Genomic DNA, 12,316 nt, shown 5'->3' on the forward strand with positions numbered 1-12,316 from the left:
TTTTCATGACAAAACATGTTCAACTCGGTCAATCTAACTTATTCGTTCACCCAATCGGTCTCGGTACGAATGCTGTCGGTGGACACAACTTGTATCCGAATCTCGATGAGCAAGCCGGACGCGATCTCGTTCGTGTCGCTTTGAAGCAAGGAATCAATTTCCTCGACACAGCTTTTATCTACGGACCAGAACGTTCGGAGGAACTCGTCGGTGAGGTCTGGAACGATACGGTCGCTCGAGAAGATGTCGTCCTCGCGACGAAAGGTGCGCATCAGTTCGTTGACGGAAACGTCGTCATGAACAATTCACCAGACTTTCTCCGTCAATCGGTCGAAGAGAGTTTAAAACGTCTTCAGACAGACTATATCGATTTGTATTACATTCATTTTCCGGATGAATCGACACCAAAGGATGAAGCGGTCGCAGCACTCGCTGAACTGAAAAAAGAAGGAAAGATTCGCGCAATCGGTGTCTCGAATTTCTCACTCGAACAACTGAAGGAAGCGAACAAAGACGGACATGTCGACGTCTATCAAGGGGAATACAACCTATTCAAACGGGATGCGGAAAAAGAATTACTCCCGTATATCGTTGAAAACGGTATGTCCTTCGTCCCGTACTTCCCACTCGCTGCTGGATTATTGGCAGGGAAATATACGAAAGAGACGACGTTTGATGATCTACGAAAAAATGATCCCTTGTTCCAAAAAGATGTCTTCGAACAAAATCTCGCAAAAGTCGATCAACTACGTCCGATCGCAGAAGCACACGATGCGGAAGTCGCACACGTCGTACTCGCGTGGTATTTGGCACAGGACGGCATCAATGCCATCATTCCTGGTGCCAAACGACCAGATCAGGTGACGGATACGTTGCGTACGTTAGACGTTCAGTTGTCGCAAGAGGATATCAAAAAAATCGACCAAATTTTTAGCTAATCGATCTCTTCCTATGCACATGAGCAGAATAGGCGAAAAATCATACTAAACTTCGTATGATGGAGGCATGGAGGCGATTGATCATGAAGCACCATTTTCATTTAACTGCAGACTGGCCGGGCAATCGCAATGATGTCGGTCAGATCGAGACGGGTGAACTAAAAACAAAAATCTCAATTCCGGACGCCATGGATGGTCCAGGGGTTGGTACGAATCCAGATGAGATGTTACTTGGGGCTGCTGCTACGTGCTATATCATCACGCTTGCCGCGATGCTTGAGCGTAGTCACATTCCAAAAGTTTCGTTAACGATGGAATCTGAAGGCATCGTGGATGTCACGAACGGTGTCTTTACGTACGACGCGATCATTCATCGTCCGAAACTTTTATTACCATCTGATCTGTCGGATCGTGATCTGGAGAAGGCGCAACGTCTTGCTGAAAAAGCGGAAGGTTCGTGTATGATTACGCGGGCGCTAGCTGGTAATGTTAAAGTATCGCTTGAGGCTGTTGTGGAGCGCGTGTAAATTAATTTTCAATTAGAAATCAAATACTCCTTTAACTATGTATTTTCTAAAACACAGTTAAAGGAGTATTTTTTACTGAACTCCATAACGATAAGGCGTGTTCAAAGAACCTTGTATCTTACTTTTTAACATTTCGTAAGAGGCATTCTCATCTTGTCTCATTAATTTATGAATTATTCGATGGCAACTTGCACATAACAAAGCTAAGTCTTCAATCTGAGTATCTGTTATGCCACTTATACTTAATTGATTTTTATGATGCGCTTCAATGTAACCTTTCCCGATAACTCCATAAACTTCCTCATAATTCATCTCACAAATATCACAGAATAATTGTCCGGCGTGTTTAGTTGCAAACTGTTCTTTTGCTTTTTTAACTACTTTTGCATTTCGTTCTGTTACGTAATGCGTGGCGAGTCGCTTTTCACCTTCTGTATAACGCTCATCCTCCAATAGACTTTCAGCAATGTGCGAGTTAAGTACTTCACTTTCGTCTGTATAGTACTCTGTTGGAAAAGCAAAGTATTCTTTAAATTTACTTTCGAAAGTATCAAAGGTCATAAAGGGATGAAATTTTTCCAGTTTAAATGATTTATCTGATCCGTTAAGATCTTTTTTTAAGTTTATTACTTCATTTTGATTCAGCCATACAAATTGTATATCGTTTATTCTGACTAATTCTTCCTCATTGGTAATACAAAAAATAAGGTAATCATATTCGGTTACTTTCGTATCTCGGATGCCATACATTCCACCCGTTGCTCCTCTTATTCCGATACGTTTTCCATCTAAAATTTGCTTATTCTTTTCTGATTTAAATGATACATTATATTGATCAGACAACGATTTTAACCACTCTTTTGTTAACTTTTTCATTACACCTACAATATCTTTTTGCAAGATCTATCCCTACTCTCGTTTCATTTGGAGGATTGCATGTATGATCAAAAAACAGAAAAAATCAGGAGACCAACATACTAAAGATGTTGCGATGTATTTAGAACAATTGATTCAAGAGCAATCATCTCTTTCACAAGAACAACATCCCGCAACAATCGTTGCTCAATTTCTATTCACCCAGTTTCCAAAAACGAGTGAAGTCAAAACTAAATTCGATTTTAAACGTGCTGATCATCATGCTGATTTATATATTTATCAAGACGAACACATTTATCCGATTCATTTATTTTTCCTTAAGAAAAATACAACGATTCAACCTAAAAATCCTGGTGCTAAATCTTTCTTACATAAGTACTTTGGTTTAACGGAATCCCAACACACCTTTAATGCATTACTGGATCAGGCGCGTTCTAAACTTTTTCAAGATATTGCGTTTCACCATGGGATCACCGATTTATATGTATCAGAGGCAACGTTAAAAAAATCAATTCATGCATTGCAGTTAGATGAGACCATACTTAAAGCCTATCGTAGACGATTCTTAGAAGGTATTCGGGATCATTGTTATTCGCTCCTTCTTAAGAGTCTAAATGAGCATCAATTTGATTTTTTCAAAGGTTTCAAGCATCTATCGATGATTGAAGAATATAAAATTATATTCATCGAAGAAACCTCTGAGATCAAACTAGAACAACAGACAATGCAATCATTCGAATCCGTACATCTATTGAAAAAGAACAATTCATCGATTCATATCTTAGTGGATGACTATGAGCTCGAACTTCGATTCAAATTCGAGTCTTCTTTGACGTCTTCCATTAAATTAGCGACAAAACTATCGCATACTCGTGAACTAACGAATCAATTTCAACAAAAAACGAAGCAACTCAATACAAAGTGGTTAAATGCTTTTGAAGATTCTCTACATACTCATACATTACTTACTCATTCGAATAAAAGTAATGCAATCGGTCGCTGTCATGAAGTCCTTACGTTATATCAATTCATCAAACACGATCCAACGATTCATTTAGTCGATCCTACTCAAGTCCATCAGACATTAACAGCTTACTATTCGTATCTTGAACCAAACGTAATGCAACAACTGATTGATAGTGCTCACGTTACAACTTCCGTATTACTTCAATACCTAAAAGATGTATATGGTAAGTCTCAGATTGAACAAGTTCAACTCGTATCAGATAGCTATGTCGCGAATAAATTAGAAACAGCAGACATCTTACTAACTCTTCGACATGAACAAACCTTGATTGAGCTTCCCCTGTCCTTAAAAGCACTAAAAGCTCATAATTCTGTCATGACGATTAAAAATCCAGGTGCTGGTACGATTCTTTCTTATCAATATTTTGATGTTTTCGACGAAATGCAGGAGTTCATTGCAAGGATAAAAGAAAAGTATTTGGTCGGATTGATCTCACGTCAGGAAGTCCTCTCTGAGGTATCGAACGAAATCACAAGACACCTTTCCATCGCTTCACAAACGTCTCTTGTTTCTGGATTGAAAAAAATGATTGGAACGAACTTATCGATTGTCTCTTTTTATCAAAGTTTAACGTGCTCCATTCATCCACCGATTGAAGTCGGAGGGCATATTCATGTATCTCAACATTCATCGACTACGACACGCTTGACTTGGTCCAACGGTAACGAATACTTGAACTTTCGAGTTAAGTTCAGTGCTGGTGTTTCTCATGGATGGTCGTCCCTAAAATTGTCATGTGAACGTTCCGTCTCATAATAAAAAAACGGATCTACTCATCAAAGAGCAGATCCGTTTCACGTTTAAAAAAGCTTCAATTGTTGTTCTGATTGCTCTGCAACTAACTCCTCTGATTTCAACCAGTCTATGATGGGTTGCAGAATACGCAACGCTAAGAGTACAGGTACAGCATTTCCAATTTGCTTATACTGTTTATCTAACCGGTTGTTTAGCTGCGTTTTCGTATTGCCACCATCGTAAAATTCGAACCAATCCGGAAACGTCTGGATACGGGCCGATTCCCGAACACTCATACGACGATTGGAACCCACTAAGCTCCATTCATCTTTTCCTATTTTTTGCATTGCCTCTCCACCTGGCCACAATTGTGCTTGTCTACCAGATGCTTGAATCGTAAAGGCTTGCTCCGTCCATTTCTTTTTACGATTACGAGATAAATACATCGGAGAAAAACCACCACTATACACATCAGTTGGTTCCTTCGGTAAATCTGCAATCGTCTCTTCTAAAGTCACGTAAGGATATTTTCCTAAAGGACCATGAGTAGGATCTGGAAATGTATATCTGAATGAAACATCTTTTCGTACACCGATGATAAAGACACGTTCCCGAAGTTGTGGCACCCCATAGTCTCGAGCATTGACCAGTTGGTAATTCACTTCATATCCCGCTGCAGCAAAGTCTTCAATGATTTGACGCGCTACTTCCCCTTTTCCTAAGGTTAATAATCCTTTTACGTTTTCAGCGACGAATACTTTAGGTCGTGCTTGCATGATCGCTCGAATGAAATGGATATATAAAAAGTTTCGCTCGTCATCAATCAAGCGTGGACCCGCTGAACTGAATCCAGGACAAGGAAATCCACCAAGTATGACATCACATTCAGGAAAGTGTTTGATTTTCCGTATATCTCGACCGTCTTGAAAGACCTCTGTCGAAAAGTTCATCTTATATGTGACGGCAGATTCTCGAAACATGTCATTCGAAAAAATCGTCTCTGTTACGTTTCCTTTTGATATTAACTTCTCAAAAGCTTCTTTTGATTGAAAGACTCGTTCAATGACATCTTCTCCGTACAGACTAACAAGACCAGCTAGTTCTAATCCTAAATCTAATCCTCCCGCTCCAGAAAACAGACTAATTACACTATGTGCTTTTGTTGAGCGTTTGATATCAGAAAAAAAAGCGGTATCGTCTGTTTCAAAAATACGGTTTGTTTCTTCCTGGATTTTTTCGAATAGTACATTTTTTACATCGTTCTCTTCATATTCAGTCAAGGGACGGTATTTTGCTCGTCCTCTCTCGTTTAATTTCATAGGTTTACCTCCTGGCAACATCCTCTTACCTTTATTATAAGCGAGCATCCGTTAAAAGGCCAGCGTTCTGATTAAATCGTAGAATAATTGATTTTAAAGACATCGTCTTTTTTATATACCAGTTATCCACATGTGGATAACCCCATTTATGGTATAATTATGGCACTTATCCACAAGTAGAAATGAGGAAACTAACATGTCTCGTGAACTTTATCCGATCGTCGTCAAACCAGAATGGATTGAATCGATTCAAAGCGGGTATCCCGCGTTACGCAAGGAAATGTTCGAAGCTTTGCACCATGTCAAAGAGGCAGGCGGACTGCTTCATCTGATGACAGAACATAAAGAATACCTCGCGACCGGTTATTTTGGCAAGCAGGAAAAAGGTGTCGGTTGGACTCTCTCAATGGACGAGCAAGAAGCGATTGATGTCGCCTTCTTCAAACAACTTTTTGAAAAAGCGTTAGACAAACGAAATGAATTTTTTGAAGAGTATTCAGAAGCCTTCCGTATCTTTAACGGTGCTGGGGATGGTATTGGTGGTTTGACGATCGACTGTTATGATCATCATTACCTCATTACATTCGAAAATGAAGGCATCTATACATTCCGCCCACTGATTCTTGAGGCTCTTGAATCACTACTGAATTATAGAAGCATTTATGAAAAACGAGATTTCCTCGTCGATCTTCAACCGGTCAAAGGCGACGACTTTTTGAAGGGGGAACGAGGCGATTTTCCTGAAGTCGCACAAGAATATGGTGTGTTGTATGAATATGATTTGGATGCTGGCATGCGGACTGGTTTTGACATTGCCCAACGTGAACTTCGCCGAATCCTTCTCGATTCCGTCGAACGAAAGACCGTACTTAACCTCTTTTCCGATACAGGAACGTTAACGGTAGCTGCCCTTTATGGTGAAGCTGCCCGAACGACAAGCGTTGATTTCTCGACACGTAGTCGAAATAAGACAAAAGATAATCTGATGTTGAACAGTTTTACTCCCGAAAAACAGAAGATTATAGTTCAGGATGCGTTCGACTACATCGAACAAGCGGATAAGAAGACTCGTTTTGACGTCGTCTTGTTCCATCCGCCCGTACAAGTCAATACACGGACGCGTCAGTTTCGGACGGAACAGGATCTCGCTCTTTGGATCCAAAAAGTCATTCATCTGACGAATCGCGGAGGACTGCTTGCGATTACGACAGATAGTCCTGCTCTTGATGCCTCACAATTGAAAAAAGCTGTCGAGCAGGCATTCAACAAGTTGCGTCAAAAATTCGAAGTCGTATGGGAGCAACCGGAGCAGAAAGATTTCCCGACTCCTCCTTCCATGCCACAACTCGCTCCAAAAAGCATTCTTGTTCGCCGTAAATGATCTGTTATATAAAAAATCCGCTACCGAATTTTTCAGTAGCGGATTTTTTATACTTTTAACAGGAAATGTAAAATGAATGGAGAATCATTTTTTAGGGGTTGGATATACACTCACCTTACCAAAATGTGATGTTTGATCAAATCGTTGATAGAGATCGTTTAACGCATCGCGTTCATAAGGAATCTGCTCTTCAATCCGAATCTCGATGACACCCTCTTCCACTAAATGAACGAGTTCTGATAAGTGACGTTGCTGTTGTTTCATCTCCTCTACTTTTCCTTTCAGTAACGGAAGCGCGACGAACACAGCTTCAAGGGACAAGGCTTTACTATGCATCATCGTTAAATCTTGTGTCGTCCGTGTCGCGATCGAAATGATGCGTCCCCGCTCTTTTGCGAGTATGAACGATTCTTGTAAATGGTCACCACCGACTGTATCAATGATGACGTCGAATCCGTCCAGATCCAGTCGGTTTAATAACGCTTCAGCTGATTCTTTCTTGTACCGATGAACGCGAATCCCTTTCGCTTCTAGCCAAGCTGCCTTCTCGTCAGAAGAGGCGCTCGCTGTGACGTCGCATCCATAATGACGAGCAAGTTGCACGGTAAGATGTCCTACTCCACCCGTTCCACCTGCTACATATACACGAATGCCTGGAGTAATCGCGATTCGCTCTTTTAATATTTCCATCGCGGTCAACCCAATCACCGGTAAGCAACCAGCAACCTCAGCCGAGACCCCTTCCGGTCGGAAGACTGCCATCTGTTCAGGCACAAGCATTTCTTCCGCTAGCGCACCGGCACGTGTTCCAAGTCCACCGCCAAATGCGACGATGCGATCGCCGATAGAAAAAGACGTCACACTATCCCCAATCCCAATGACTTTCCCCGTTACATCCCCCTGGAGAATTCCAGTCGTCGAAGCCGCCGCCACATGTCCGAAGAACATCTTCGTATCAAGTGGATTGATGCTCGACCCCTCGATTTGAACCCGTAATTCGTGTTTCCCCGCTTTTTCAGGTGTGACGTCTTTTTCTGTAAGTGATGCGTCTTTTCCATACTGATCGACTACGAATGCTCTCATGAAAAATTCCCCCTTTTTCATTATTAGTCTATCATGATTCAGAATTCTCTCACATTATGCGTTCATGCTATGATGAAGGTATCTTATGACGAGAAGGGACGTTTTTGATTTGAAACAAGAATTGATTGATCGTCTAACTACATACGTGAAAGTCGATACACAGTCGAACTATGAGAGTACGACTGTTCCAACAACTGAAGGGCAATGGACACTAGCTCGTTTGCTCGTAGAAGAATTAAAGACCATTGGCATGGAAGAGGTCACGGTCGATGACAATGGTTATGTCATGGCGACGTTACCCGCTAATACAGATGCAGACATTCCGACAATTGGTTTTCTTGCTCACCTGGATACAGCAACGGACTTTACAGGTACGAATGTTCGTCCGCAACTCGTGGAAGCCTATGATGGAAATCCGATCACGTTAAGTGAAGTACCGTCCGTCATCCTGTCGCCAACTGATTTTCCGGCACTACACAACTATGTTGGTCATACCTTAATGACAACGGATGGTACGACATTACTCGGTGCCGATAATAAAGCCGGAATCGCAGAAATCATGACAGCCATGCATCATCTGATTTCACATCCAGAAATCAAGCATGGTCGCATTCGTGTTGCCTTTACGCCAGACGAAGAAATCGGTCGTGGACCACATCACTTCAATGTCGAAGCATTCGATGCCACGTATGCTTATACGGTTGACGGCGGTCCGCTGGGTGAACTCGAATACGAAAGCTTTAATGCGGCTGCAGCCAAAATCGTCTTCCACGGAACAAATGTCCATCCGGGAACAGCAAAAGATAAGATGGTCAATTCGCAGAAACATGCGATGGCATTCCACGATCGTCTTCCTGGAGAAGAGTCTCCTGAATTCACGGATGGTTTCGAAGGCTTCTTTCACCTGATTTCGTTTGATGGTTCTGTCGAAAAAACGACGCTCGACTATATCATTCGTGATTTTGATCGTGAGGCGTTCGAAGGACGGAAACACTTCTTATCTGCCCTTGTCGATGAGTGGAACAAAAAGTATGGCGCCGGCAGTGTCGAAATCGATTTACACGATCAGTACTACAACATGCGCGAAAAAATCGAACCCCATATGCACATCGTCGATATCGCTCATGCAGCGATGGAGTCGCTTGACATCACACCGATCATTAAACCAATTCGTGGTGGGACGGATGGATCACAACTTTCATACATGGGTCTTCCAACACCGAACATCTTTACCGGTGGCGAGAACTACCATGGCAAGTTTGAATTCATTTCGGTCAATAATATGGTCAAAGCAACACAAGTGATCATTGCCATCGCTCAAGGATTTGAACAAGCTTCGCGCTAATCAAAAGCAGATTCTCAGCGCTGAGAATCTGCTTTTTTTCATGTCTGGCGTTGTTGTTTTTTCAAACGATAGATGTAACCAATCAGCAAAAAGATAATCAACGTCGAGGCAATCATGAGTTCCTTCGACCATTCACCGACGAAGGAGTTGGAATTTTCCTCAATCTCTCGCTCAGGCATCTGTTCTTTCATCTGGTCTGCTTGGCGCTTCGTGATTTTAAAGCTGTCTTTCCACTTCCACGTCTTTTCTTTTCCTTCAACACGGATATTAATTTGATACGTACCTGGTTCTAAGATTCCTGTCGTTTCAATCGGTGTTCTCATATAAATCGACGGAGCAAATCGAACTTCCGTCGCTTTCCGAACGACGACTTTTTTGCCTTGCGTGACGACGGCTTCGAACTTCATAGGCTGACTGATCGTCGGTACCTGATTGGCTAGCTTAACAAAGACAGTCGGTCTAGAAAAAGACGACTTTGCCTCTACCCCTTCGTACGTAATCTCGGGCGCCAGGTCTTTAATCGAAGATCGGACTTTCAAACCGATGATGTAAGAGTGACGATTTTGAATACCGATTGTATTTTTTTCAGCTGTTTCTTTTTCTGGTTTCTTCTCGACCCGAACACCAGCTAACAAGGTACCGTCTAAATCGTTCACGATCTCAAGTGGTAAAGAAACGACTTTTGATTCGCCTCCCTTGATGAACGTCGATGTCGCGTTCGGTTGAATGAGATCCGTCAACGAAGTCGGAGCTAACGGGACCGGTTTCTTTTGATCGTAAACGATCAAACCATTATCGTTCGTCGTTGCATTCCGGATTGATGTCAAAAACGTATGATCATCAGGTCCGTGATTGAAAATCCGAACTTGAATGTTTGTCTTTTGTTTTGCCGTCATACGTAAGTCAAAGTACGAGACACCAGAATCCACTTGGTAGGCATTCGGAACGGCTTCAATCGAAAAATTGACGCGATCTTCTGCAAAACTAGTCGAAGGTATGACGCAGAATAACAATACATAAAGTAGTATAGCAAGACAACTGGCTCCCCATCGTTTCATCTTTGTCTTCACCTGCTTTCCAATCAATTCACGACATCCGTAAGCGTCCAGTCGAGTGTTGCGGTGTGTGTGCCTTGCACTTGAGAATTGATTGGTACATTGAGTTTGATGTAATCGTTATCGGTTCCATTACCCTTCCAGTAAATTTGCCAAGTTGAGAACGTTCCTTCTGGGGATGTTAATATCGTTTGCGCATCTCCTGCATTTCCTGGTGTCAATGTTATATCTCCTGTCGTAGGTGCCGCGAATCCTGATACATTCACTAATGTTTGAACAGTACCGGCATCAATGGATAACGTCGAACCTATTAACGAGGGCTTTCCACCTTCATCTATAAAGTCTCCCAACTTCACAGTTACTTCCCATTCTGTCCGATTAACCCGTCGATCCGTTACTTGGAGAAATGGTTTTTGATCAGTCGCCTTAAACTCAGCTTTATTGGAAAGCAATTCGTTTGATCCAAAATCAAAGTTAGGCGCATAGTCGAGTGTCAATGCTCCTGTATTTCCTGTAGGTGTATTTCCGCCGTTTTTGTCTGGTTCATATGGATTGTTCGGGTCCCGATCATCTGGATCCACGATGACCGGTGCTTCATTCGTCGTGAACGTAATTTTTGCCGTCGACTCGCCCGTAGAAGTCGCCGCCCATGCAGTGGTTGTTCCTAAAACCAAAGCTGTGCTCATCAATACCGTCGAAACAGCGAAACGTTTCTTCATTTCTGTTCTCTCCTTTTCATGGTGCATTGATTAAACTCCATTGAATGTCTGCGCTATACGATGAAGGTTTTGGATATTTGCCAGTTAAGTCGAGAATGATCCCTTCGTTTTCTGCGTAGGTTAACGGTGTCTGATTCGAGCTTGCCGACATCGTCCCTGTTGCGATTTCAATAGCAGTCGTTTGTAACAATTGGGTTTTCGAAGTGGTCTTAAAATAAAGAACATCGCTCAACACGTCATTGTCTGTACTCGTCAAAGGACGACTGAGACTTGCTTGTAACTTCCAGCTGTAACCTGTTGCATTTTCGTGCGAAATAGAAATCGTCATTGGGGACAAGCGAGGGATTATTTTCTCACGTCCTGTCAACTCATGACTTCCGAAATCTAGCGTATCCGGAACACTTAAGTTGAATGTAGGTCCGATTCCAAGTGTTGCTGTAGCCGTACCACTACTTAAAACATTCAAATCAACTAACCCATCTGCTAAAACACTCCGGAATGTATAGACTTTATCGACTCCGACTGGTAATTTTCCGACTTTGAAAGATAAGGTGAATCGATCGCTACTTAGAAGAGATAGCTTTAATAAAGAGCTAACATCAGCATAAATTTGGTTATTCGTTCGATCGATTATTGCTGTCGCATCTCTCGTTTGCGATCCAATCCCAAGTAATCCATTATAGCGATATTGAAGTTTGACGGAACTCGTTTCAATACTTTGCATCACTTCTGGTGGTAATCGAAAAATAATATATCCACTTGATAAATTTAAGCCCAACAATCCAGAAACAGTATTTTCTAATGTGATCGTTTTAGTCGTTCCATTATAAGAAGCATCTAAGCTTGATGTTCCGAGCAGTGCTACTCCAGCAAGCATCGGTACAACCGCTTGTTGCTTCTCTTGTCTTGGTTTAGGTGACGTTAGGACAGGAGTTTCGATTTCGTTCGGTGATTCTGCTTTACCAGAATCAGGTTGGTCGGGAATTTTGTTTTCCTCTTCATCAGTAGGTGCTGTCTCAGGTGTCAGTGGATCGTCATTCTCGGTTGGAGATGTCTCTGGTGTTGATGGGTCTTCACTTTCAGTTGGGGGTATCTCTGGTGTTGATGGATCTTCATTCTCAGTTGGAGGTATCTCGGGTGTTGGTGGATCTTCGCTCTCGGCTGGTACTGTCTCAGATGTTGGTGGGTCTTCGTTCTCAGTTGGAGGTGTCTCAGGTGTGGATGGGTCTTCGTTCTCAGTTGGAGGTGTCTCAGGTGTGGATGGGTCTTCGTTCTCAGTTGGAGGTGTCTCAGGTGTGGATGGGTCTTCGT

The 12,316-nt window shown here is 42.3% G+C and carries 10 protein-coding genes and 1 pseudogene; 5 read left to right on the forward strand and 6 right to left on the reverse strand.

Going from position 1 to position 12,316, the window contains the following annotated elements; translation table 11 throughout:
* The first annotated feature begins 5 nt into the window (after positions 1-5).
* Both KNQ11_RS13935 and KNQ11_RS13940 read left to right on the forward strand, forming a co-directional pair.
* Positions 6-938 (forward strand): aldo/keto reductase, encoded by a 933-nt coding sequence (locus KNQ11_RS13935; protein WP_214772291.1) that lies wholly within the window; start codon positions 6-8, stop codon positions 936-938.
* Positions 939-1,018: 80 nt separating this feature from the next.
* Positions 1,019-1,465 carry an OsmC family protein gene (locus tag KNQ11_RS13940; protein WP_119182619.1) on the forward strand — a complete coding sequence of 149 codons (447 nt, stop codon included), beginning with the start codon at positions 1,019-1,021 and terminating at the stop codon, positions 1,463-1,465.
* Between the two features lie 72 nt (positions 1,466-1,537).
* Here KNQ11_RS13940 and KNQ11_RS13945 read toward each other — a convergent pair whose 3' ends face one another.
* Positions 1,538-2,365 (reverse strand): HNH endonuclease, encoded by an 828-nt coding sequence (locus KNQ11_RS13945; protein WP_214772299.1) that lies wholly within the window; start codon positions 2,363-2,365, stop codon positions 1,538-1,540.
* Between the two features lie 40 nt (positions 2,366-2,405).
* Between KNQ11_RS13945 and KNQ11_RS13950 the strand changes: the two genes are divergently transcribed.
* The gene (locus KNQ11_RS13950; RefSeq protein WP_214772301.1) at positions 2,406-4,124 is read left to right on the forward strand and encodes a hypothetical protein; all 1,719 of its coding nucleotides are present in this window, start codon (positions 2,406-2,408) and stop codon (positions 4,122-4,124) included.
* A 44-nt stretch (positions 4,125-4,168) separates the two neighbouring features.
* On the opposite strand, the gene KNQ11_RS13955 is transcribed toward KNQ11_RS13950, so the two are convergent.
* Positions 4,169-5,422: a DNA cytosine methyltransferase gene (locus KNQ11_RS13955; protein ID WP_214772303.1), complete on the reverse strand. Its 1,254-nt coding sequence runs from the start codon at positions 5,420-5,422 to the stop codon at positions 4,169-4,171.
* A gap of 196 nt (positions 5,423-5,618) precedes the next feature.
* On the opposite strand from KNQ11_RS13955, the gene KNQ11_RS13960 reads away from it, so the two are divergent.
* Positions 5,619-6,803 (forward strand): class I SAM-dependent rRNA methyltransferase, encoded by a 1,185-nt coding sequence (locus KNQ11_RS13960; RefSeq protein WP_214772305.1) that lies wholly within the window; start codon positions 5,619-5,621, stop codon positions 6,801-6,803.
* An 84-nt stretch (positions 6,804-6,887) separates the two neighbouring features.
* On the opposite strand, the gene KNQ11_RS13965 is transcribed toward KNQ11_RS13960, so the two are convergent.
* Complete coding sequence (locus KNQ11_RS13965) at positions 6,888-7,886, reverse strand: zinc-binding dehydrogenase (protein WP_149428039.1); 999 nt, start codon at positions 7,884-7,886, stop codon at positions 6,888-6,890.
* A 109-nt stretch (positions 7,887-7,995) separates the two neighbouring features.
* Here KNQ11_RS13965 and pepT point away from each other — a divergent pair, with 109 nt between their 5' ends.
* Positions 7,996-9,231: a peptidase T gene (gene pepT / locus KNQ11_RS13970; RefSeq protein ID WP_214772307.1), complete on the forward strand. Its 1,236-nt coding sequence runs from the start codon at positions 7,996-7,998 to the stop codon at positions 9,229-9,231.
* 38 nt (positions 9,232-9,269) lie between these two features.
* Here pepT and KNQ11_RS13975 read toward each other — a convergent pair whose 3' ends face one another.
* The 3 genes and pseudogenes from KNQ11_RS13975 to KNQ11_RS13985 form a co-directional block, all read right to left on the reverse strand.
* Entirely contained in the window at positions 9,270-10,289 is a 1,020-nt protein-coding gene (locus KNQ11_RS13975; protein WP_149428041.1) for a WxLIP family cell surface protein, read from the reverse strand.
* 23 nt (positions 10,290-10,312) lie between these two features.
* Complete coding sequence (locus KNQ11_RS13980) at positions 10,313-11,005, reverse strand: WxL domain-containing protein (protein ID WP_167507595.1); 693 nt, start codon at positions 11,003-11,005, stop codon at positions 10,313-10,315.
* 16 nt (positions 11,006-11,021) lie between these two features.
* Positions 11,022-12,316: pseudogene (locus KNQ11_RS13985) on the reverse strand (hypothetical protein); the annotation flags it as partial.

The sequence above is a fragment of the Exiguobacterium sp. s39 genome (assembly GCF_018618925.1).
In the GTDB taxonomy this organism is placed as follows: Bacteria; Bacillota; Bacilli; order Exiguobacteriales; family Exiguobacteriaceae; genus Exiguobacterium_A; species Exiguobacterium_A abrahamii.